At 46.9% G+C, this 22,636-nt stretch carries 25 protein-coding genes; 14 read left to right on the top strand and 11 right to left on the bottom strand.

Going from position 1 to position 22,636, the window contains the following annotated elements; genetic code table 11:
* Entirely contained in the window at positions 1-1,005 is a 1,005-nt protein-coding gene (locus QJS83_RS12235) for a L,D-transpeptidase family protein (RefSeq protein ID WP_284605176.1), read from the bottom strand.
* A 159-nt stretch (positions 1,006-1,164) separates the two neighbouring features.
* Here QJS83_RS12235 and QJS83_RS12230 point away from each other — a divergent pair, with 159 nt between their 5' ends.
* From QJS83_RS12230 to QJS83_RS12220, 3 genes are all read left to right on the top strand, one after another.
* Positions 1,165-1,674: a flagellar basal body-associated FliL family protein gene (locus QJS83_RS12230; protein WP_284605175.1), complete on the top strand. Its 510-nt coding sequence runs from the start codon at positions 1,165-1,167 to the stop codon at positions 1,672-1,674.
* A 102-nt stretch (positions 1,675-1,776) separates the two neighbouring features.
* Complete coding sequence (locus tag QJS83_RS12225; RefSeq protein ID WP_284605174.1) at positions 1,777-3,177, top strand: M16 family metallopeptidase; 1,401 nt, start codon at positions 1,777-1,779, stop codon at positions 3,175-3,177.
* Between the two features lie 2 nt (positions 3,178-3,179).
* A complete protein-coding gene (locus QJS83_RS12220) occupies positions 3,180-4,589 on the top strand; it encodes a M16 family metallopeptidase (RefSeq protein ID WP_284605173.1) in 1,410 nt (469 codons plus the stop codon).
* A 44-nt stretch (positions 4,590-4,633) separates the two neighbouring features.
* On the opposite strand, the gene QJS83_RS12215 is transcribed toward QJS83_RS12220, so the two are convergent.
* Positions 4,634-5,407, bottom strand: a complete 774-nt coding sequence (locus QJS83_RS12215; protein ID WP_284605172.1) for a substrate-binding periplasmic protein — start codon at positions 5,405-5,407, stop codon at positions 4,634-4,636.
* Positions 5,408-5,530: 123 nt separating this feature from the next.
* The gene (locus QJS83_RS12210) at positions 5,531-6,253 is read right to left on the bottom strand and encodes a hypothetical protein (RefSeq protein ID WP_284605171.1); all 723 of its coding nucleotides are present in this window, start codon (positions 6,251-6,253) and stop codon (positions 5,531-5,533) included.
* A gap of 77 nt (positions 6,254-6,330) precedes the next feature.
* Here QJS83_RS12210 and QJS83_RS12205 point away from each other — a divergent pair, with 77 nt between their 5' ends.
* From QJS83_RS12205 to QJS83_RS12180, 6 genes are all read left to right on the top strand, one after another.
* Positions 6,331-7,236: a LysR family transcriptional regulator gene (locus QJS83_RS12205; RefSeq protein WP_284605170.1), complete on the top strand. Its 906-nt coding sequence runs from the start codon at positions 6,331-6,333 to the stop codon at positions 7,234-7,236.
* A gap of 212 nt (positions 7,237-7,448) precedes the next feature.
* The gene (locus QJS83_RS12200; RefSeq protein ID WP_284605169.1) at positions 7,449-9,338 is read left to right on the top strand and encodes a methyl-accepting chemotaxis protein; all 1,890 of its coding nucleotides are present in this window, start codon (positions 7,449-7,451) and stop codon (positions 9,336-9,338) included.
* Positions 9,339-9,439: 101 nt separating this feature from the next.
* Positions 9,440-10,228 (top strand): TIGR02147 family protein, encoded by a 789-nt coding sequence (locus tag QJS83_RS12195; RefSeq protein WP_284605168.1) that lies wholly within the window; start codon positions 9,440-9,442, stop codon positions 10,226-10,228.
* A gap of 11 nt (positions 10,229-10,239) precedes the next feature.
* Complete coding sequence (locus QJS83_RS12190) at positions 10,240-10,584, top strand: hypothetical protein (RefSeq protein ID WP_284605167.1); 345 nt, start codon at positions 10,240-10,242, stop codon at positions 10,582-10,584.
* Positions 10,585-10,695: 111 nt separating this feature from the next.
* Positions 10,696-11,061, top strand: coding sequence for a hypothetical protein (locus tag QJS83_RS12185; RefSeq protein WP_284605166.1), 366 nt, complete (start codon positions 10,696-10,698; stop codon positions 11,059-11,061).
* A gap of 70 nt (positions 11,062-11,131) precedes the next feature.
* On the top strand, positions 11,132-11,332 hold the full coding sequence (locus QJS83_RS12180) for a hypothetical protein (RefSeq protein ID WP_284605165.1): 201 nt from the start codon (positions 11,132-11,134) through the stop codon (positions 11,330-11,332).
* A gap of 67 nt (positions 11,333-11,399) precedes the next feature.
* Here QJS83_RS12180 and QJS83_RS12175 read toward each other — a convergent pair whose 3' ends face one another.
* From QJS83_RS12175 to nrdR, 5 genes are read right to left on the bottom strand one after another with little or no spacing between them, the layout of a single operon-like run.
* The gene (locus tag QJS83_RS12175) at positions 11,400-12,248 is read right to left on the bottom strand and encodes a pyruvate, water dikinase regulatory protein (RefSeq protein WP_284605164.1); all 849 of its coding nucleotides are present in this window, start codon (positions 12,246-12,248) and stop codon (positions 11,400-11,402) included.
* Complete coding sequence (locus QJS83_RS12170) at positions 12,248-12,805, bottom strand: GTP cyclohydrolase (protein WP_284605162.1); 558 nt, start codon at positions 12,803-12,805, stop codon at positions 12,248-12,250. Before QJS83_RS12170 ends, QJS83_RS12175 begins: the two co-directional genes overlap by 1 nt.
* 54 nt (positions 12,806-12,859) lie before the next feature.
* The gene (locus QJS83_RS12165) at positions 12,860-13,312 is read right to left on the bottom strand and encodes a hypothetical protein (RefSeq protein WP_284605161.1); all 453 of its coding nucleotides are present in this window, start codon (positions 13,310-13,312) and stop codon (positions 12,860-12,862) included.
* Complete coding sequence (gene nusB / locus QJS83_RS12160; RefSeq protein ID WP_284605160.1) at positions 13,312-13,719, bottom strand: transcription antitermination factor NusB; 408 nt, start codon at positions 13,717-13,719, stop codon at positions 13,312-13,314. Before nusB ends, QJS83_RS12165 begins: the two co-directional genes overlap by 1 nt.
* Complete coding sequence (gene nrdR / locus QJS83_RS12155) at positions 13,658-14,242, bottom strand: transcriptional regulator NrdR (RefSeq protein ID WP_284605159.1); 585 nt, start codon at positions 14,240-14,242, stop codon at positions 13,658-13,660. Before nrdR ends, nusB begins: the two co-directional genes overlap by 62 nt.
* A gap of 158 nt (positions 14,243-14,400) precedes the next feature.
* On the opposite strand from nrdR, the gene QJS83_RS12150 reads away from it, so the two are divergent.
* The 4 genes from QJS83_RS12150 to QJS83_RS12135 all read left to right on the top strand — a co-directional run bounded on the left by QJS83_RS12150 (position 14,401) and on the right by QJS83_RS12135 (position 17,666).
* Positions 14,401-15,027: a hypothetical protein gene (locus QJS83_RS12150; RefSeq protein WP_284605158.1), complete on the top strand. Its 627-nt coding sequence runs from the start codon at positions 14,401-14,403 to the stop codon at positions 15,025-15,027.
* The gene (locus QJS83_RS12145) at positions 15,024-16,211 is read left to right on the top strand and encodes an RsmB/NOP family class I SAM-dependent RNA methyltransferase (protein ID WP_284605156.1); all 1,188 of its coding nucleotides are present in this window, start codon (positions 15,024-15,026) and stop codon (positions 16,209-16,211) included. The genes QJS83_RS12150 and QJS83_RS12145 overlap by 4 nt, the downstream gene beginning before the upstream one ends.
* A gap of 57 nt (positions 16,212-16,268) precedes the next feature.
* Positions 16,269-16,829, top strand: coding sequence for a hypothetical protein (locus QJS83_RS12140; RefSeq protein WP_284605155.1), 561 nt, complete (start codon positions 16,269-16,271; stop codon positions 16,827-16,829).
* Positions 16,830-16,925: 96 nt separating this feature from the next.
* Positions 16,926-17,666 carry a hypothetical protein gene (locus QJS83_RS12135; protein WP_284605154.1) on the top strand — a complete coding sequence of 247 codons (741 nt, stop codon included), beginning with the start codon at positions 16,926-16,928 and terminating at the stop codon, positions 17,664-17,666.
* Between the two features lie 12 nt (positions 17,667-17,678).
* Here QJS83_RS12135 and QJS83_RS12130 read toward each other — a convergent pair whose 3' ends face one another.
* On the bottom strand, positions 17,679-18,446 hold the full coding sequence (locus tag QJS83_RS12130; RefSeq protein ID WP_284605153.1) for a hypothetical protein: 768 nt from the start codon (positions 18,444-18,446) through the stop codon (positions 17,679-17,681).
* A gap of 83 nt (positions 18,447-18,529) precedes the next feature.
* Between QJS83_RS12130 and lgt the strand changes: the two genes are divergently transcribed.
* Complete coding sequence (gene lgt, locus QJS83_RS12125) at positions 18,530-19,588, top strand: prolipoprotein diacylglyceryl transferase (RefSeq protein WP_284605152.1); 1,059 nt, start codon at positions 18,530-18,532, stop codon at positions 19,586-19,588.
* A gap of 279 nt (positions 19,589-19,867) precedes the next feature.
* Here the strand turns inward: lgt and QJS83_RS12120 are convergent, their stop codons facing one another.
* Both QJS83_RS12120 and QJS83_RS12115 read right to left on the bottom strand, forming a co-directional pair.
* Positions 19,868-20,704, bottom strand: coding sequence for a PPK2 family polyphosphate kinase (locus QJS83_RS12120; RefSeq protein ID WP_284605151.1), 837 nt, complete (start codon positions 20,702-20,704; stop codon positions 19,868-19,870).
* 32 nt (positions 20,705-20,736) lie between these two features.
* The gene (locus QJS83_RS12115) at positions 20,737-22,569 is read right to left on the bottom strand and encodes a C1 family peptidase (RefSeq protein ID WP_284605150.1); all 1,833 of its coding nucleotides are present in this window, start codon (positions 22,567-22,569) and stop codon (positions 20,737-20,739) included.
* Positions 22,570-22,636 lie beyond the last annotated feature (67 nt).

The following is a 22,636-nucleotide window of genomic DNA, read 5'->3' as shown; positions in this document are numbered from 1 at the left end:
TTATTGTTGAGATTGGTTGGCTTGCGCCGTCATCGAGTTGTCGCGAGCGATCGCTGCAGCAACTTCTTTTTGATTAAACGGCGTCCACTCTTCACGAATGATTTTGTAAGAGTCGCCGGCTTTCAACGCATAGATTGTCTTCACGCCGTAGTCGACGTGTTTGTCAGATTCGTAGCGCTGCAAAGTTTTCACCAACAGCTGATCGTTATGTTGAACGATGTAAGGTTGCGAGAGGTGAACTTTGATGTACTCGTACTTGCTCTTCAAGTTCGATTTATGATTTTTCCATGAATCAAAGTTAAAGCCGGGAGCTTTGAAGTCTTTGTCATAGAAGTTCATGTATTTTTCAATGTCTTGTTGTTCCCAAGCTTGGCGCCAAGACTCCACGAAAGCATTCATGCTGACACGGCGTTTTTCGTGTTCGTCTTTAGACAAGTAATTGACGTGATCAAAAATCAAAATCGGCGTTTCACGAAGTTTGATATAGTCGTCGAGTTTTTTGATGACCTCATTACGAACAACCACACAACCGCGCGAACCGCGAGTCAAAGGAACTGTATCGGGAATCGCATGCAGCCAAATGCCTGAACCTGTTTTCTTTTCGCGTTGATCGAAAAGATTCGGGTAGTTGGTTGTGAAAGCCAACGCGCCATACAAGCTGAAAGGAATTTTCGGCTGAGTCAAACGCTGCTCAAGGAAGTAAATGCCCTCCGGCGTTTTGTGATCGTCACGCTTGGTTTTATTTCCACCGGCTTTACCGATGTCGGCAGGGTACTCGTCTACTTTTTTAATCTTCTCACCATTGCGTTCGAAGACGGTCAGCTTGCGCTGCTCTTTATCGACAAGAAAAACATAGCGAGAAAATGCATCGGTTTCAGAGATTTGCAGAAGAGGTGCGGGAAGAGAATCCGCAGTTTCGTTTTGAGACGAGGGCATAGCAGCAGGGCCCGCCCAAGATGGCAGACTGATTAAATATAAAGCGCAGCCTGTGAGGAAAAGTCTCATGACTTTATTATGCGCGGACATGTCTCAGTCTTGTCAAGTGCTCGTCCAGGTGTGTTTAAAGCTTGGACATTTTCGGCAACATTTCCGCTGAAAAAAAGCAGCCCAAGATCTTAAGACCTTCGCCTGATTCACCGATACCTTCAATGATACGAGGTTTACATGGCTGAAACACAAGCGCAGGCTCCCGCACAAAAACCAAAAAACATGGCAATGATTTTTCAAGTGGCATTCGCCGTTTTGAATCTTGCTGTGATGGGTGCCGGCGGTTACATGGTGTATGCCTCGACAATGGGATGGGAGAGTCCCAAAGTGACGGAAGAAGAAGCGGAAAGAGAATTGGCCTCGACCTCGGAAGAAGACACAGCACCGTTGGTTTACACAATGGATAAGTTCACTGTGAACCTCGGTGGCGAACCGAAGCGCACGATCCGTCTTGAGGTGAATTTGCAAATGTTGGGCAAAGAAGGTTTTGAAGAAGTGATGGAGCCGGAAAACCGCGCCAAAGCTCGTGACCGCATTGTCCGTCTTTTAAATGATAAAAATTTTGCCGAGCTCGACAGCATCCAAGGCAAACTTTTCCTTAAAGATAAAATTGCCGGAGAAGTGAACGGCATTCTTCATCGCGGCGTCGTGAAGGATGTGTTTTTCTCTGACTTCGTTGTGCAATAGAACACACCTCTGCCAAAAGTCTTAAAAGTCCTCAAGTCGTTGAATTCAGTCGTCTAGGGTTTCAAACTAGAACCTATTGTATATTCAACGAAAGAAGCATCTATGAAGACACGTTTCTCGATTTTGCTTTTGGGGCTTTGCATTTCCTTAACAGCACAAGCCATCGATCCCACACCTAACACGAAACCGGAAGTCAAAGAGCCGCTCGGTGCCATCAAAGGGTGGACGGCTCAGGATTCTTTAAAGATTTCTTTGCCGGTCACGAAGTTCGTTTTGGATAACGGTCTGACAGTGATTTTGTTGGAAGACCATGCGGTCCCGATGGTGAGTTATCACACATGGTACCGTGTTGGATCGCGCGATGAGTATCCGGGTGTCACGGGCGCGGCGCACATGCTCGAGCACATGATGTTTAAGGGTGCTAAGAAATATGACGGTAAAGCCTTTGATCGTATCTTCCACGAAAACGGGATCACGAACAACGCTTTCACAACAAACGACTACACGGGTTTTTATGAAAACCTGCCAAGTTCAAAGCTCGAGTTGGTGATGGATATGGAAGTGGACCGTATGAGTTCACTTTCGATCAGCCCGGAAGATTTAAAGAGTGAAAAAGAAGTTGTAAAAGAAGAGCGCCGTTGGCGCGTGGATAACAATCCGATGGGATTGTTGCGCGAACTGATGATGGGAACGATGTTTAAGGTGCTTCCTTATAAATGGCCGGTCATTGGTTATATGAAGGACATCGACAACTATGACTCGGAAAAACTGCGCTTCTTCTATAATACGTTTTACGTACCGAACAACGCGGTTCTTGTTCTTGTCGGAGACTTCAAAACTTCTAAAGTTAAAAGCCTGATTGAAAAATATTATGGCAAATTGCCTTCTCGCGCGTTGCCGGAAAGAAAACTTTTGACCGAGCCTCCGCAGAAGGTGCAACAAAACGCGATTTTAAGAAAAGACGTACAGAACAGTTCTTTCGTTGTCGCGTTCCGCAGCCCCGAGCAGGGCTCTCAAGACATGTATGCTTTGGATCTTGCAGCCAACATTTTGGGCTATGGCACGTCCAGTCGTTTGCATAAACGTCTGGTTTATCAAAAACAAATCGCGACATCAGCTTACGCATATAACTATGCGATGAAAGAAGCCGGTGTGATGGGTGTCGGCGTGAATATGAAGCCAGGCCTTGGAACACAAGAAGCTCTGGATATCGTTTACAATGAGATTTGGAAACTAAGAAATCAAAAAGTTTCGGACAAAGAGCTCGAGAAAGCTAAAACCCAAGTGATGAAAGACTTGGTTGATAGTTTGAAAACGATGGATGGTAAAGCGCGCGCCTTGGCGGTGAATGAAATCGTCACAGGAACTTATGAAAGTCTTTTCACGGATCTTGAGAAGTATCAGGCAGTGACTGCCGACGATATTAAAAAGGTCGCGGACAAGTACACGCAACAAACGCAGCGTTCGATCATCACTCTTGAACCTAAGGCGAAGAAGGAATAGTTATGAAAAGAATTTCACTGGCAATCACTCTGCCTCTTATTTGCAGCACTTTCATAGCATGTTCGAGCTCCTCTAAAAAAGACATTCCCGCGGGTTATGTCAGCAAAGGCAACGGCTCGTTCAAGTTGCAGCCTTACAAAGAACTTTCTTTGGATAATGGTTTGAAAGTTTTCTTTATTCGCGACAACAGTCTGCCGCGCGTGAGTCTTACTTTGATGTTGAAAACGGGTTCTGTACAGGAACCCGCTGCCAAAGCGGGATTGAATGCATTGACATCTTATCTTTTAGAGCAAGGAACGCAAAGCCGTGACGCCATGAGAATCGCCGATGATTTTGGTCAATTGGGCTCGGGCATTGATATCACTCCGGGCGCTGATGCGACGACGGTCTATGCGGACGCATTGATCACCGGCTCTGATTTTCTTTTGGATTTATTCGCTGACGTGACAATGAATCCGGCGTTTAAAGACGGCGAGATCCAGCGTCTGCGTTCGCAAATGCTCGCAGGTTTGCAAAAGAAAATCGACAATCCATCTTCGTATGCAGACGACCAAATGGACCAATACCTTTTCGGTGCGCACCCTTATGGAAGAGATATCAACGGTACTCCCGAAGGTCTGAAAGCGATTACGAAACAAGACGTTATTAAGCATTATCTGACTTTCTATCGTCCTAACAATGCTTCTTTGGCCGTGGTCGGAAACTTCAACGAAGACTATGAAAAGAAAGTGAAAGAAGTTTTTTCGAAGTGGACAAAAAGAACCATTCCTGTCGTGACAGCAGAGGCCGCTCCGGCGATTGACGGTTTGAAAGTGAAACTGATCGTTAAAAAAGGCCTCCAGCAGACCCAAGTGCGTGTCGCCCAACTGGGTATTGCCCGCAGTGACGAAGATTATCTTCGCTTGCGTTTAAGCAATGAAGCCTTGGGCGGCAGTTTTGCCAGCCGATTGAATCAGAAGGTGCGCGATGATTTGGGCCTGACGTATTCGATCTATTCCTATTTTGACGTAAGAAAAGAAAAAGGCAGCTTCGAAGTTTCGACATTCACAAAGAATGAAACTGCAGGAAAAACATTGGAAGAAACGTTGAAGGTCGTCAGCGACTACGTCACAAAAGGTTCTCAGGAAGCGGAGTTGGCAGGTGCAAGAAACCAATTGATTGGTCAATTCCCGCGTGCGATCGAAACGGCCGACCGTTTGGCTTACAACCTTTTGGCTTTGGATTTTTACGGAATTCCGGTGGATTACCTGACGAATTTTAATAAAAACGTCGCAGGTATCAGCGTGAAAGAAGCCAACAACAGCATCAATAAGCACCTCAGCCCGACAAATTTCAAAGTTGTCGTTTACGGGGATGAGAAAATTATTCCGCAGTTTGAAAAGTACAAGCCGGAAATTCAAAGAGTAAAATAGATCGGCGAAAAACCAAAAAGGGCGTGCGGAAAGTACGCCTTTTTTTATTGGCGGGGAGATTTCAAGGCGACCTTGTTTAAGCCCTCTTTCCCGACCCATTTTTCCAGAATCTCTTTGTAGCGAGCGGACTTTTTAAGTTTAATAAGTCCGGTTTCGAATTTCCGCAAAAGAACTTTTCCTTCCGAGTTTTTCGCAAAGTGCACAAAGATGGGCTCTTCACTGAGATGCAAAGTGATGCGCAACGTTTTTCTGAACTCCGGATGATGTTTCAAATAATAATAAAGAACGAATTCATCCACGGCGGCGAAGGAAATCCTTTGGGTGTGAACCATACGTAAACTGTTAAAGTCATTCGCTGTAAAGACTTTCAGAATTTTTTTGTTTTCGTCGAAAGCTGTACCGAAGGGAAATCCCGTCGGAAGGGCCACCTGTTTGCCTTCAAGGTCTTTTAAGCTATGAACGTGGTTTTCCTTTTTTTGAATATTAAAAACAATCAAGCCGCGGCTTTTGAAAAGCGGCTCTTTGGGGAACAAAAACTCTTTCATCTCGGCACTGTAGGCAGAATTAAAACAAGCAGGGTATTTTCCGTTGGCTGTAAGAGCGATACAGCGGGGATAGGGGACTTGCATCAGCTCAAGAGGTTCCCCAGCCAGGAAAAATGCTTCTGAAACCAGGTCCACGGAAAGACCGACCGGAAAATTGTCCTTCTTAAATGCAAAGGGCGGCCAACTGTCCTCAACCAGGATCTTATGTGCCTGCCCCGCAAGACAGAAAAGCACTATTAGAAGCGCAGTAAGAAAAGCACGAATGCTCAACATGCGCGCAACGTAACATAACCATCTTTTCGCTGTATCTTAAGATTCTGCAATTGTTCGAATTTTGTTTAGCCGGAAAATAAAAAAAGGGCGCACAGATCGTGCGCCCTTAGAGTTTCTAAGGAATTACTTTCGTCTTTTACGCGCTTTAAGAAAGATAAAGGCGCCCAAAGCGGCCAGAAGAAGAGCTCCGCCTAAAAGAAGGTTCTTATTCTTGTTACCTCCGCCTTCAGTGCCATCGCCTTGAAGCATATCTGCAGGCATCGCAGAACTGATCGGAGCACCCAAAGTTTCAGATCCAGGGCGGATTGGTCCCAACTCGGGTTTTAAAGTCAGATTTTTTGAAGCGATCACACGCAAGCTCATGACGGCTTTAAAGAAGTCCTGACTGTACTTCGTGTAGTATTGTTTGTGCGCGCTGAACGTCACAAGAATCGCGATTTTGTCTTTGATTGTCGCTAGATAACGAGTGAAGTAGTTCGGGACTTCCGAACCCAAGTGCAAAGAGTCCACCCATGTCTGGTCATTGATTTGTACGCTCTTCGCTTTATAAACGATTTTCGACTCGCTCACGCCGCCGCCTTTAAGGTTGATCGTGATAGGAGAGTTCAAGTGAGATTCGTAAAGGGCGAAGGTGTCTGTGGGGCCCACTTCTTTGGCTGTAAGAATGATAATGGCTTCTTTAGCTTCTTTTGTTTGTTCAGAACGACAGACCCACTCGGTTTGTTCCAGATTGCACTTCCAAGTCTCTGGCATTTCGAATGCTATATAAGCATTACGAAAGACTTTTGCATGGGCGCTAAAACTGAGTAGAATAACAGCGAGTGATGCGAAAATTTGAGACTTCATGCTGACCTCTTAGTTGGTAATGCGTTAAGTATAATAACAATTTACCTTCGGATCAAAGAGCAAAGGAGAATTTTTCTGTGAAGAATCTTTATCAACTGACGACCTTTGTGACTGTCATCAGCGAGGGAAGCATGACTGCAGCGGCAGACAAGCTTTATCTTACTCAGCCGGCGGTGAGCCAGCAGATCCGGAACCTAGAGGAAGATCTAGGTGTTGAGCTGCTTGTGCGCGGTGTACGTCAGATCAAGGCGACGCCGCAGGGTGAAGTTCTTTATGAGTACGCTAAAAAAATTATCAATCTGACTCAGCAAGCGGAAATCGCGATCAAATCCATCGGCAATCAAATGAAAGGGCAGTTGCGCATTGGAACGCTCAACTCTTTAGGACTGCACTTGATGAGTCCCATCGTTGGTCGCTTGATGCGCCATAATCCCGATCTCATGTTGAAGATTGATTACGACCGCGGCGATGAACTCATTAAAAGTTTCAAAAAAGGCCAGTACGATATTCTGATTCTGCCGGATGTGAAGACCGAGTTCGCGACGGAACTAGAAAACTCCGATGCGAAATTTTTGGTTAAAGAGGAGATGTGGCTTGTCGGCTCCAGTAAAGACGAAAAGATGCCGCAGCAAATTTCTTTTAAAGATATCGGCGCCTTTGCATTGGTGAACTTCACAGAGGAGTTCCCCGGTTTCACGCATCTTGTGAATGAAAAAATGAAGGCGAACAGCCTCCAGGTGCCGTCCATCTTTGAATCTGCCAACGTAGGAACACTGAAACGTGTTATCGAAGCGGGGTTAGGTTGGGGGTTCTTGCCGGCGCATTCAATAAAAAAACAAGTGCGTTCAGGGCGTTTGAATCGCGTCTATGTCAAGGATCTGCACTATGAAATCGACCTGATGTTCTATAGTAAAAAGAATTCCGAGAACAAACCTCTGATCGATATCTTCTACCAAACCATGGCCCAACAAGAAAAAGGCTAAAGAACGCTCGATCACGCCCAACTCCTGCGTTAGGCGTCGTCGCCGTACTTTTAAATACGGCTTCCTCCTTCCGCCTTGGATTTGGACGTGCTTGAGCGTTCTTCCGGAATTTGGTCGAGTCCAGAATAATTCCTTAATGGTTGGAACATTAAACATTGTTCGCTTTTTTGCCGAAGTAACTCATTGAAACTATGGCACATAAAGGACAGGCAATGACGAAACATCGCTCCATTCAAGTGAAACTTGCAGTTCCCATTATTCTTATCGCGCTTCTTGTATTAGGCACGATGACTTTTTTAATGGCGCGCAAAGGACATGAAACCGCGAAAAAAGCGGCGACAGATAAAACCGTTGCAACAGCCCGCGCTTACGCGACAGAAATGCGTTTGGAAGTCGAGCATGGTCTTGATATCTCTCGCAACGTGGCGCATTTTTTAGAGGCTTATAAAAAGAACGGTCACACGAACCGCGACTCCGTAGCTGATGCCCTTCGTGAAATCCTGGTGAAAAATAAATTTCTTATCGGGGCATGGACGGGTTGGGAGCCGAATGCTTGGGACGGTCGCGACAGTGATTACGTTTCTGCAAAAGGACACGATCAAACAGGTCGCTTCGTTCCGTATATGAACTGGGAGGGTGGCAAAGCATCCTTAACTCCCCTGATTGGTTATTCGAATCCGGGGGAAGGCGATTACTACCTTGTTCCAAAGAATCGTCAAAAAGAAACAATGGTAGAGCCTTACCTTTATCCTATCGACGGCGTGCAAGTTCTTATGACTTCGGCTGTTGTGCCTATCGTGCTTGACGGTAAATTCCTGGGTGTTGCCGGTGTGGATTTGCCTCTGAAGGAGATTCAAAAGAAAGCGTCTTCCATCAAACCTTTCGAAACTTCCGAAGCCTATCTTGTGACAGCGCACGGAAACTTTGTTTCTCATCCTGACGAAAAACTTATTACGAAGCCTGCGGAGTATCCGTTTGAAGCGGATAAATTTAAAGCCGCGATTTCAAAAGGTGAAGAGTTTGTTGTAACGGGTGTGGATCCTAAAGATCAATTGGAGTACCTCTATGTCGTTACACCGTTGCCTGTGGGTAACACCGAAGAGCCTTGGGCTCTGATCGTGCGCACGCCGACAAAAACGGTTTTGGCGGAAGCGAACTCTATGGTGTGGACACAGATGATCATTGCCTTAACAGGCGTTTTATTCCTGCTAGCTGCGGTTATTTTAATCGCTCGTTACATTTCTAAATCAGTCAGCCGTCTTTCAGAGAAATTGCAGAACTCCGGCGATCAAGTGTCAACGGCGATTCAGCAGTTGTCCATTGCGGGACAGTCATTGTCTCAATCTTCCAGCGAATCGGCGGCTTCTTTAGAAGAAACTGTCGCTGCTTTGGAAGAAATGACATCCATGGTGAAAATGAACTCTGACAATGCGAAACAAGCGGCGTCCCTTTCTGCGGCGTCTTCGGACGTGGCGGTTCAAGGTGAAAAAGAGATGCAAGAGCTATTGTCTTCTATGACAGAGATTTCCGCATCTTCAAAACAAATTGAAGAGATCATCAACGTCATCGACGATATCGCTTTCCAAACAAATCTTCTGGCGCTCAATGCTTCTGTCGAAGCGGCCCGCGCTGGCGAACATGGAAAAGGATTCGCAGTTGTTGCTGAAGCCGTTCGTTCTTTGGCGCAAAGATCTGCCTCCGCAGCCAAAGACATCACAGGTCTTATCAAAGAATCTGTAGAGAAAATTGAACGCGGTACTCAAAAGTCTGCGAAGTCAGGCGATATGTTGAAGAATATCGTTCAGTCCGTGAAAAAGGTTTCTGATTTGAACACGGAAATTTCGTTGGCGAGTGAAGAACAGTCCACGGGAATTCAACAGATCAGTAAAGCGATGAATCAATTGGATCAATCCGTTCAGTCGAATGCGGCATCGTCAGAAGAGATTGCAGGCACGGCGGACGAAATCAACACGCAAGCGCAAATCATGAAAGCGGTCGTTGACGAGTTGAACCTCGTTGTTTACGGCGAGCGTGAAGCTTCTGCCTCCGCTCAGGTGATTTCTTTCGAATCTGCAAAGGTAGCTGCTTCGAAAGCGGCTTAAGCTCTTAGCTTCAGGCAATAATTTCAACTGTGTCAGAAGTTGACACAGTTTGTTTCAAAATAGTGGACGGTCGAAACCGAGGGGTGTAGATCGTTCGCTGCATGGAACCTTCCCGGGAAAAACGTAAAAAGGTCACCGCGACCAACTTCAGAAGTCTTCTGCAGGCTGAGCTTGTGGAAAGATGCCGCTTTAACCCCAGCTACTCTTTAAGGGCCTTTGCGCGCTCCTTGCGTGTAGAGCCGTCGGCGTTGTCCCAAATGATTAATGGCAAGCGTCCTATCACAGAGAAAATGAAGCTGCGCCTGGGGTCTGCCTTGGGGCTTTCGGTTGAGCAAATTCGTCGTCTACCAGTCTCTGAACAAGAAGAGTCATTCAACTCGCATGAACCTCAAAAGCAAAGTTTGGACGAGTTTGCCCTGATTTCGGATTGGTATCATTACGCGATATTAGAACTGACTCACGTGTTTGATTTTAAACCGGAGTCGGGATGGATTAGTCGCCGCTTGGGAATCACTAAGTCGGAAGCAAATATTGCGATCGAACGTTTGTTTCGCATGAACTTACTCCGCAAAGAGAAAAGCCATCACTGGGTGGAAACTTCGGAAAATGGAGAGTTGACGCATTTAACTCCGGCGCAAACTTCGGATGCAGCAAGAAAATATCAAATTCAGCTTCTTGAGCTTTCCCAAAGAACCGTGCAAGAGGTCGAGTTAACTCAGCGTAATCATACGTCAGCGACCTTCTGTTTTGACGCCGCCGACATGACAGAGGCCGTAAAAAGAATTACGGAATTCCGCCGCGCTTTTGCACGGGAATTCCGTCGTCCTAAAAACGGCAAAGAAGTTTATCAAATGCAGATTAGTTTTTTTCCTTTAACCACAAAAAAATGAAAGGAATAGTTATGAAAATGCACATCATTCTTTCCATCATAGGTCTTAGCCTTCTTGTCGCGGACTCGGCGATGGCAAGATTTAAAGAGGGCGGCGGGGACAGTGTTTCCTTTTATTGTGAAAGTGCCGAAGGCGGTCATCCAATCAGTGTGAAAGGCTCATCACTTGGCGGCGAAAAAATGTCAGTCACGGTGTATAGAGGCGCGCAGATTATTCTCGAGGAAGAAGGTGTGTTTTACGCGGACAATCTCACCTACTCGGGCCCCGATGTTAAACTCACGTTGGGCACGCCTGGAGGAATGATCTATAGCTGGGGCAGAATGTACTACTCGCTCTCTGTAAACTGCACGTACTAGTAGAAACTTCCTGTGTCAGAAGCTGACACATATTGTGTCAAAAAAACTGGAGTTCAATAAGAGTTCATCGTAGAAGTGCCGCAACTTCAAACCCTACGAAAGGAACTCTTTATGAAAATGAACTTGGTGGTAATGATGGCAGCTCTGACTTTAATCTCAACGGCGGCTATGGCGCGCGATTCACAAGAAAGTCACGATGTTTTTGTCTGTGGAAGTCTTCCCTATGTTGACTCCGCTTTAGAGGTTGTAGGTATTGCAGATGAATACACGGGCGCGATCGATGTTATTGTTCTCCTCGGAAACACAGTGGTTGCTCAAGACCGCGGGCAGTTTGTTGAAGGCACGACGACGTGGGAAGGTGACATCTTCTCTATCTACTTCGACAAGATGACCGTGTTAACCGCGAAAAAAGAAAATGCTGTGTTGAGTGTAGGACAGTCAGACTCTTTGCTCTGCCAATATCCGAATCTTCCATAACTGAATCCCCAAAAAATGAAAAGGAAGGACGCAAAGTCCTTCCTTTTCGGCTTCAGCACGCCTTGCAGGAATGATGGCTGTTCTTGGTGCCACGGACAGTTTAGATGTGATCACTTCTGATGAGAGCATCAAAATTCAATGTGGACGTAACGCCGAGGCAGCCACTTGCGCCATGCGCTTTACGCCATCCGTTTCTGCAGAGCAGTTGGGTGTAACACCTTCTGCTGATTTGGAAGTTTCCTTTGAAAGCTCTATGCAAGATTTTTTGTGATCAACCTTAGTAAAGGGCGTATTTCCGTTTTGACGCAAAAACGCGGTGCTGAAAGAGCAAAGTAGAATTAAAAGATCACGCTGTCAGGAAGACCCAAACGAGCCGCGATGATACGCACGATTTCACTCGCGGTTTCTTCCAAAGCGCGTTCTGTCACGTTGAAGACAGGCCAGCGGCGGTTTTGTTTGAATATTTTCTCGGCGTATTCGATCTCTTTGGCGATGTGGCTCATCGAAGCGTAAGAGCCGCCGGGATCTTGCCCGAATTTTTCCAATCGACTTTTACGAATTCTTTGTAGTGAATCCATATCGATAATCAGTCCAACCACGCGGCGCTGATCAATCTTAAATAACTCTTCTGGCAGGGGTGTATCCAACACCAACGGGACATTCGCGACCTTCCAGCCTTTATGACTGAGGAAGATCGACAAAGGCGTTTTACTTGTACGGGAAATGCCGACTAAAACGATGTCGGCTTTATCCAGCTCTGCAAACGTTTTTCCGTCGTCGTGTTTCACTGTGTACTCAATGGCTTCAATACGCTTGAAGTAACGCTCATCCACGGCACGCAAAGCACCCACTTGGTCCTCGGAGTGCTCGCCAAAGAAAGTATCTAAAGTGGAAAGTAAAGGCCCCAGCAAATCATAATGAGGAATGCCTTTGCCTGACGCCATTTCGCGAATCTTTGCGCGCAAATGCTGGCTTGCCACCGTATATGCGAGCATTCCGCGACGCTCGAAACATTCCTCAATGACGGCTTCGGCTTGGGTTTCTGTGCGCACGTTTTTACAACGAATGATATTGATGTCTTTGGTTGAATACTGCACAAGCGCCGCACGAATCATCGTCGCCGCCGTTTCGCCAGTACTGTCCGAGAGAATATAAATCGTGTAGGTGTTAGAACCGCCGTCAGTCATTAGTCGGCAAATCCATTAATCAATGCGCGACGCACGTTTTCGATATGTTCTTTCAACCACAAATCCGCCATCTCTGAAAACAATAAGAATGCGAAATCGGGACTCGCTTTCATCAGCAAGCATGTCGTTTTATTTTCAGGATCTAAATGTTGTAGATGAAGTTTTTCAAGCATTGCTTGGGAGTCCGTGCGCAGAATCGACATCATCGTCATCTCGGGAACTTTCACGATCATCTTTGCGTTGTTTTTAAGAAGCTGAGACGCGCCTTTGTAAAAAGACGCTTGCGCGCGCCATTGCCCGTCGTTGTTTTCCAAAAGTATGCCGGCATCAAAAAGCAAAGCAAGACGCGAGAACACGACAATCGCGCGATCAATGTGATCTTCAGGTAAACCGTGAGAAAGGCCGCGCACCAAAGCCAGATCGCGGGATGCTTCGAAAGGCGCTTGTTTGCGATCGGTCTCTTCCACTTTGCTTTCAAAATCATTGTCCAAGAAAGACTCGAAACGTCTTTGCAACATGGTGATTTTTGAAACTAAAGTTTGCGACAATTTTTCCATCCGTGAATGCTCCCGCTAAGCTGTGTCACTTTTATTTTGGGGAGGATTCGGCTTTTAATCAAGCACGACAGTGAAATCTTCGAAGGTGTGGTGAGTCTGCCACGCGAGTTGCAGGTTCCCGGTACTTTGTCCAGGTGGCAAGAAAACACGCAATGATGGCTCTTTCAACTTTTGCCAAATTTCAAAAACTTGCGTGGTCCATTGTTTCAGATTGCCGTCCCACGGAAGCAGAACAACCCATTTGTTCGGCAGAAGTTCGTGAGTTGCAATCATCAAAGGCGCCGACGGTTTGATGTCGATGGATTTTTTCTCGAGCTCCGTCTCGGCTAAGACTGTGCGCAAATAGTTGGGAAGAGACGGGGAGAGGTGACGAGTCGATTTACAAATTTGAAAATTCAAATACCAATCGAGCTTAGCTGTCCATTGCGACTTGTCCAAGTCAGGCACGATCCACAGGTCGGAACCGGGATTGAGGGCGCTGGCTTGGGAAAGCACGCTCATCGCCATCAGTGCACCTTGCTTACTTGATCAAGAAGGCCGTTTACGAAGCTTGCAGATTCTGTCGTGCCGTATTTTTTCGCGATCTCTACAGCTTCGTTGATCGCGATGTTTTCTTTGATCGGCTCGTGCGAGAATTTCATTTCGTAAACCGCGACACGTAAAATGTTACGATCGATCGTTGCCATGCGCTCGACTTTCCAGTGGGCGCTGGATGCTTGGATTTTAGAATCAATAGCCGCTTTGTTCTGTTGCACGCCTGTCACAAGCAGGTCGGCATAGCTGATCACTTCAGGATCAAGGCTTTGCTCGAACACGTCTAGGAAAGTTTGGTAACTGATCTGAGGAGCGAACTCAGTTTGAAAAAGGATTTGGAGTGCGAGTTCGCGGGCTTGTCGTCTTGCTGTCAGTTTCATTATTCGGCTTCTTTTCGTTTTCTACAAAGTTCATCGCTGTGAGACTTAATTGTGGATTATTTGCATCGACAAAATCAAGCAGTTCAGCGTCCTCAAGAGTCTCCACAAACTCTTGCACGTCTTTGAAGGTTCTGTACACGCTGGCAAAGCGAACGTAAGCCACGTCATCCAGTTGCTTGAGTTCGGCCATAACCTTTTTGCCGATAAGACGGGAAGAGATTTCGCTTTCTCCGCGGTTCACAACCCAAGAAGCGATTCTTTCCACGACAGCATCAATCTGTGCCAAACTCACAGGACGTTTTTGGCAGGCAGCTTGAAGTCCTTTAAGGATTTTTTCTTTGCTGAAAGGTTCGCGGCGACCGTCTTTTTTGATGATGAACGGGAAGGCCAACATGATGGTCTCGACTGTCGAGAAACGCGCCTTGCATTCCAGACATTCGCGACGACGACGGATGCTTCCGTCTTTTTGCACGCGAGTATCTAGAACCCGGTCATCAGCATGTCCACAAAATGGGCATTTCATAGTCTTTAGTCCCGTCCTTCAAAAGCTGCCTGGAGATTAGGGAGAGGGGCTCTATGAGTCAATACTCATTATGTCCAGGATCAAATAGCATTATGCGTCATAGACTTACCCACCGAGTTAAAACCTGGCTAAAATAGAGCTTAGAAAATGAGGTGCGTGTGAAGACTTTTCTATCAATGATTTTGCCCTTGTTCTTAAGCACAGTCGCTTTGGCACAGGAATCTCAACCCATTGTCGGCCGTGAAGCCGCTGCGAAGTATTTTCAAAAAAGAGATCCAGCGCAAACATCTTATCAAGGTGGTTCGTCATCGGATCATTATCTGGCTTTGCACTTTGGCCGTTATATCTCTTCGCAATCTTATGATTGGGGACCGAGCGGGCAAGAGGATGACGTCGGAGGAAATTCTTTCGGTGTCACTTATCGCGTGGGCGAGTGGTACAACTCCATGGATCTCAACATTCGTATCGAGTATGCGGATTATGATCTTACGGGTGAAAAACCTTCAAAACTTTCTTTCATGCCGTTGATCACCTTTCCTGATGCGGGTTCACGTTTCCCTCTCTATTTCGGAGCTGGTGCAGGCCTTGGCGTGTTTTTAAAACAAGTCGACAGCAAATCCGCTCTTTCGCTCGATTATCAGTTGGTTTTGGGCGCACGCTTTTTCGATATCTTGGAAAACACTGGATTCTTCATTGAAGCTGGTTTAAAAAACCACCTGCTTTTGCTCTCTTCTGGGCAGTTGAACGGAACCTTTTTAGCCGCTGGCTTGGTATTTACATTTTGAAAATTCATAAACATCTCGTAGAAACAGTGATCTCGGCCCTTGATGAAGTCTTTGAACAAGGGCAATACGCCGACAAAGTGATTCAAAGAAATTTGAAAGCGCAAAAACAATGGGGCTCTCGCGACCGTCGTTTTTTTGCGGAGACTGTCTATGAGATTGTGCGTTGGGAACGCCTTCTTAGTTATTTAGCGGATGACAATGATTTCTGGAAAATCTGGGGAGCTTACTGGGTTCGTCAAGGGCACGAGCTTCCGCAATGGGATGAACTGGAAGGTTTGTCGGCGCAACAAGTTTTGGCTCGGCAAAAAGACATCCCTTCATTCGCCGTGGCGCAGTCGATTCCAAACTGGATGGACGAGCGTTTGGCGCAAGAGTTGGGAGCGGAATACAAAGATGTCGTGCGTGCTTTGAACCAACCGGCGGAAGTTTTCTTGCGCACGAATATTTTGAAAACAACTCCGGATGAATTACTGAAGACTTTGGCAGATGCAGGAATTTCTGCAACGAAAGTGTCGCCGGATTTGCCGCACGCCTTGAAACTCACGGAAAGAAAAAATGTTTTCATCACCGAACCTTTCAAAAAAGGTCTTTTCGAAGTGCAAGACGCCGCTTCACAAATGGTGGTGCCTCTTTTGGATGTGCAACCGGGTCATCGCGTCGTCGATGCTTGCGCCGGCGCCGGAGGCAAGAGTCTGCACATGGCTTCCTTGATGAAGAACAAAGGGAAAATTATTTCTTTGGACATTCATGAGTGGAAACTGAAAGAACTCAAAGTGCGCGCTCGCCGCGACGGTGTGGATGTGATTGAAACGCGTGTGATTGACTCCAGCAAAGTCATCAAACGTATGAGTCAAACGGCGGATCGCGTGTTGTTGGATGTACCTTGTTCCGGCATGGGCGTTCTGCGCCGTAATCCTGATTCAAAATGGAAGCTGACTAACGATGAGATCTCGCGCTTGCAACAGCTGCAGTATGAAATTCTTACGACTTATTCGGATATGACGAAAAAAGGCGGGAAGATGGTCTATGCGACGTGCAGCCTTCTGCCGAGTGAGAATGAAAAGCAGATTGAAAAATTCATGGCCGAGCACGGAGAGCACTGGACTTTGCTCAAGCAAATTCACCTTCGTCCAGATAAAGAAGGTTACGACGGCTTCTATGCCGCTCTTCTTGAAAGACGATAGTCCAAAAATCGCTGTGGGGCCCTGAGTTTTAGGCCCCCTTCGTCCGATAAAGATTCTGTGAAAAAGTTCTTTATCTTTCTTAGTTTTGCGGTGACTCACTTCTTAGCAACGTCCTCTTTGGCGGGAACTCTTGTCGAAGTGGGCGGTACTTATTTGTCTGACAATCTCACGACATCGAGTACGACGACTTCGACGAAGTATTTCTATAACGTCGGCATTCTTTTTAATTTCAAAAAGACGATTTGGGGCGGGTGGAATTATTCGGGCATCTCGCACACTGATAAAGTGACAGAGACGACGACGTTCACCTCTCAAGACACCGGTCCTTACATGAAATGGCAGTTCGGCAAAAACGAATTTTACAGTCTGAGCGCCGCCTATAATATTTTGAGCCGCGGTACTTTCTCGGATGGCACAACCAGCGAAAGCTGGCAGGGGACAAGTTTCTGGATTCAGTTCGGCTTGATGCCCGAATTGAAGCCGGGATTGCACGTCGGAGCTTCCATAAATTATTACCTCGCGAATTACACAAAAAAGACTGTGAGCGGCGTGGAATCGAGTGCTTCGAACTCTAAGTCCTGGATATTCCCCATGTTAGGCTTCACGAAGCAGTGGTGACGCACCAGGACGAATAATTGCCTGTTCCGTGTCTTTTCATTTGAAAGCTCGTATTCACCTTGATAGAACCCCTGGGCAACAAACAGGGGGTCCTAAATGATTCGTTCACTAGTAGCTATGGCTTTGACTTTGGGAATGGCTTCTTCAGCTTTCGCAATCGACAAAGCATACTTCGAAATCAAAAAAGTAAAAGTATCTGACGTTACAGAGCAATACGCTCAAAAAGAATTGTTCGCGAGCGGCGTGAACGGTTTGAACCAAGACTGCAACTCTTCTCAATTGCCTTTGGAGCCAAAATTCACTGGCGACAAAACTTTGGGTTCTGTAAATCCTTTGGATGCTGTTGAGTTGATCGTAGACCAAATCATCAACATCGGTAAAAAGATCTTCAACGTGATCAATGCAGGTCGTCCTGTAGTGAACATCAAGATCGACACTGCGAACGCTCTTCCAAAAGGTTTGACTTGCTGGTCTGATCTTTCTGGCTGGAACATTCCTCAATCTAAAGTTTACAACGTTCAATACTTGAACGGTTTCGATATGGTTGTTGTCGATTACTCTTACCGCGTGACTTACACTGCGGGTGGTTCTGCTGACGGTATCGGTAAATACATCACAAACGCGACTTTCCAACCTGCGAACGTTTCTGTTGGTTGGGGCTTCCAATTGGATGCAACAGCTGTGATCCCTTCTGTATTCAACACAGGTTCAAAGCGTGATCCAGTAGCGGGTATGCAAATGAACATGGAGTGGAAAGTAACTTCTCCAATGGCGCATGAGCAATCTGTTGAGTCTTACTTCGTAAGCGGTGAGAACAAACTTATTCAACTAGACTAGTTTGCACTTCGGCTAAAAGAAAATCTTGAGGCCTGACCTAATCCCTGCGCGATCGGTGACTGTGTCATCCGTCGCAGCAGGGATCTTTGTTTTCTGGCTCTCCTTGTACCAGGCACCGAATATGCGCACGGCTTTGAAGTCTATAAAAAGCCCTGCTTCAGTGATACTTCCTTCGACATCTCCTAATTCATCCGTGGAGGTGGGAAGGAAATAACGATAACTTCCATCAAGACCAAAATACTTTGTTAAATAAACCTGCAAAGACGCCTGTCCAAATTGTTGTGACAAGCGGCCCTGAGCGCTATCCGCGTATTCGCGCGTGCGCAGTCCATAATGAATCGTAAAACTTGTGTTCTGAATCGAGTTTCCTAAAAGCCTGATGTTCAGCATTCCCGTCGTATCTGTGAAATGTTCTTCGGTGTTGTTTTCATATTCTCCTGTCAGGCCCACAAACTGCGCGTAAGCAGACAGCTGTCCTGCATAGGACGTAAAAGAAGTTTCACTCGGAGTCGTGCCTTGCACTTCCGTTTTGAGTGAATTGTAAGAACCGCCGAGCATGAATTCAAACGGCGAAGGTGAGTTCATCGACAGCCACATATCCATCATGCGATTGCGATTTTTCATCTCCAGCCATTCCGTCAGAGACCAGCGACCTTTTTCGCGATTGGCAGCTCTCTGAGTGAAGTCGATACCGCTGCCCCAGCGGCGGCCGCTCTGAGCCTCGGCCATGGCTGAAAACGTGATAATGCACAGTAGAAGCAAAGATGAAAACCTAGACATGTCCCTATTTTCTCGCTTTTATGTGGGAAGGTCTAAGAAATCCCATATTGATACGACGTTAACGTCTCAGAAAAGGATACGTTGTGGTTCATGATTTTGATCCCTTTGCATTAAGAATTTCCGGTGATTTTGGAATTCGTTGGTACGGACTCTCTTATATGATGGGTTTCATCTGCGCTTACTTGTTGATCAAGTGGTTGGCGCAAAGACAAAGAGCAGGGCTTGCACCCAACATGGTCGGTGACTTTATCACGTACGCGGCGATTGGCACTTTGGTGGGCGGTCGTTTGGGATACGTTTTGTTCTATGCTCCAGATCTTCTCTGGAAATTCAAATCGTCCTTTCCCTTTTGGGGAGTGCTTGCTGTCAACGAAGGCGGGATGGCGAGCCACGGAGGCATGATCGGTATCGTTGTGGCGTGTTTGCTTTACGCGCGTAAATACTCTGTGAACGCTCTTTATCTTTTTGACCTTGTCGCCGTTTCCGGTCCTGTCGGTGTGTTCTTTGGTCGTATCGCCAACTTTATCAATGGCGAACTTGTTGGTCGTCCTTGCGATCCTTCTTACCCTTTGGCTGTGAAGTTCCCGCAAGATATTTTCGCATGGCCGGGGCAAGATATGGCGAAAGTGGCAGAGCTTTCTCCTGTCGTTGAAAAAGTGGGTGTAACACGCGAACAATGGTTGGAGCTGGTCGATAAATTCCGCTTCGATGTTGCTGCCCGCGATCAGGTTTATTCTGTGATGAATAAAGTTGTCGAGTCGATCCAAGAGGGCAACACGGCGGTGAAAGAAGCTATAGCTCCGTTGTTGACGCCTCGTTATCCGTCGCAGTTGTTTGCTGCTGTCGGTGAAGGCTTGCTTGTTTTCCTTGTGCTTTTCTTCTTGTGGAGAAAACCGCGTAAGCCGGGCTTTATCGCTGCTTGTTTTATTTTGATCTACGCCGTGGTTCGCGTTGTTGATGAACACTTCCGTATGCCTGATGCGCACATTGGTTTCCAATGGCTGGGTTTGACTCGCGGGCAGTGGTTGTCGGTGGCCATGTTTGTTGTCGGCTTGATCATGATGTTCGTTTGGACTCGTGCTAGTTCTTTGAATATTCCTGGATGGGGCAGAGGGCATTCCATCAAGTTGAATCGCAAGTAGTTTCTTGTAAGCGCGAGGTTTTGGAGTTCAGAAGCGTCTTTGCTGACGCTTCGTTCGACCCGGGCCTCCTGCCCTTGTCGCTCCTGCCTTAGGCAGGGGGCCATCCAGGCCCCGCGAAGGTCTCACTCGGTCATCAAAGCCGCTTCTGAACTCCAAAATTGCGTTAAAGAAAATTTCAATTCAATTGATGAAATGCTTTCGCATCAGAGAAGACTTTAACTCAACTGATAGATGCTGTGCTTTGCAGGCTTTTCTTTGTTTAAAGGTGTCTTGATATTTCTATTTGTTGGCGGTGCCGAGGACTCGGTTGGCTTCGGATTTTAGTTGTTTGATGAGTTTTGGGTCGAATTCGGGGAGTTTGGGGTTGAGGGATTCGAGGCGTTTGACCAGGATTTTGGAGATGATGTAGTTGCGCAGGCGCTTGTTATCGGCAGGGATGATGAACCACGGGCATTCTTCGGTGTGGGTGGCGGTGATCGCTTCTTCGTAGGCGTCGTGATACTTGTCCCAGTATCTGCGTTCGGTGAGATCGCTTAAAGAAAATTTCCAGTGTTTATTAGGGTTGTCGAGGCGCTGTTGTAAACGATGCGCTTGTTCATTCAAACTGATGTGCAGGAAGAATTTTAGCAGGACGGTTCCCTCGTCTATGAGCATGCGTTCAAAGCCGCGAATGTCTTTGAGGCGTTGTTTGGTCATGTCTGAAGGTAATGTTTTGTGAACTCTTGGCACAACATAGTCTTCATAGTGACTGCGATTGAAAATCACCAGTTCGCCTTTCGCGGGAACATTTTGGTGGATTCGCCAAAGATAGTCGTAAGACATTTCAAGATCCGTCGGCGTTTTGAATGAGACGACCTTGACCCCCTGGGGATTCGTCGTACCGAAAACATGTTTTACGGTTCCATCCTTTCCAGAGGTATCAAGGCCTTGTAAGACGATGAGTATCTTATGCTTGCGTTCGGCAAAAATAACTTCCTGAAGATCCGCAAGCTTGTCACCCAGGCGGTTCGTTTTTTCTTCCAACTCGCTGTTGCGAAGATGCACGAAATGATCGCCGTGAGTGGGAAAAGAGGAGAGGCTCTTTTTACCTAAGAAGAAATCTTTTTCCTTGGCCATGCTCTCCTCTTTTCTTTGTTGAGAAGTTTTTTTTACCAGACTCGCGAGATCGATACCGATTTCGCTGAGATGTTTCCTGCGGCATCGACAGCAGCTACTTGGTAAGTGTATGTCACTCCTCGGGCAATGTTGTTGTCTGTGTAGTTCAAGTACGTTGTTTCCGCATACTTCACACCGTTGCGATAGATGTAGTATTTATGAACACCGACGTTATCGCTGGAAGCGCTCCACGCCAGATTTACGCGCGCAGCTTTACCACCGCGAATCGTGCGCAAGTTGGCAGAGAAGTTCTGCGGCACACTTGGCGCTGTTGTATCAACGGACGGCACCGGAGTTGGTGTGGGTGTCGGCGTTGGCGCGGGTGTTGTACCCGCCACGAGAATTCGGGATGTCGCATCGACCGCGACCGGAACTCCAGGAGCGGAAAGCAGGGTGTTTCCTACGCTTGGATTCACGATATTAAATGCGGACGTCGTCAATGCAGATCCCGCAGTGGAATCTTTCAACGTCAGATAAAACTTCTGCGTGTTGATATCCGAAGCAGCCAAAGAAGAAATATCGAAGTAGAAGGAGCCCGCTTTTTCAACCGTAGTTCCATCAAACGCATATCCGCCACCACGGTTCACGAAAGCAAACGGAGTCCACGTTAGTGAAGGAGTGCTTGCCGTGTTCGCGGAAGAACCGAACGTCAACGCCATTTGCGAGCGCAGAGCATGTGACATATTCACTTGTGCCAAAAGTTTCGGCGTATAAGGCGTGTAAATTTGATTGAATGAATAACCGCTTTGAGTCAGTTGGACACGACCTGTTGGAGCAAAGTTAGGAACTGTCGACGTCGCACGGAAAGCATCATAAGAAGCCCACGCATAGCCTTGATTTCCCCAGCCTGTGCCAAAAGAGTTTGCGAATTTAAACGCACCCAGCTCTTGGCTTTCGACGGCTCCGTTGTTGTTGATGTCGACCCAAATGTTGTCGTCATAACCGACAATCGTCATCGCATGTCCTGCGATTTTTCCATTCAAGTGAGTGGCAATGTATTGACCCACGAATGGATTTGAACCCACAAGCGGATTCGCTTGAACGCTACGGAAGACCCAGCTGTTAATATAAGTTCCGACAACAACCACGTGACCGTTGGCAAGGAACTGCTTTACGTTCGCCATTCCCGCGTCGGTGTTGATGACCATATAGGTATTAGGTTTCAAACGCGAATTGATCGCGCGCTTCCAGTGCTCTGAATTCATATCCCATCCGCGCACATCGGCATCGTAGGGAAAGTCCGTCATCAAAGCGGCGCCATGTTTTTCCTGTACGGCAAAAGCGTCAGAGAAAGCCGAACCGTTGTCGACGCCACCGTTGATCATATTGTAAGTCCACTTCGGAGAGTAAACGCGGGCTCTTTGTGTCTTGTTGTCACAGCCCAATGTCAGACACACTTCGTGGCTCATCATATAGTAAGTCGACGCGAAACCGACGCAAGAGCCGATCGAGCCTTGATTGGCAATCGCAGGAAAGGCGGGAAGATTGGAGTTGTCCACTTGCGCAGGAGCTGAGCCTAAAGTAGCTTGCGCCATGTCTCCGGAAGATGTAGCTCCATTGGTTTCTTCCACTTCTAATTCAGGCAAAGAAGGATTCTCCGCGATCGGAGCTTCGCCGCGCGCGCGACGTTCTTTGTTCACACGCTCAACACCCAAACGATTGGGACGAACCTTTTTGATTTTTCTTTTGTGCAGTTTTTGATTTTCTTCCTTCGTCATCTCTTTAAGACCTGGACGTTCGAAGGTAACTTGCGCGATGGAAGGAGAAACGTACAGACTTAGTGTCAGAGAAATCGCGACTCCGACAGGTTTTAAATAATTCTTCATTCAAGATTCTCCTAATTTTTTTAAATATATTAGAAGACAAACTGCAAAGTTCCCTAGATGAATTCTG

The organism is Bdellovibrio sp. 22V (assembly GCF_030169785.1).
In the GTDB taxonomy this organism is placed as follows: domain Bacteria; phylum Bdellovibrionota; class Bdellovibrionia; order Bdellovibrionales; family Bdellovibrionaceae; genus Bdellovibrio.
The sequence above is the reverse complement of the archived record's forward strand: the minus strand, read 5'-3'. Positions and strand labels throughout refer to the sequence as shown.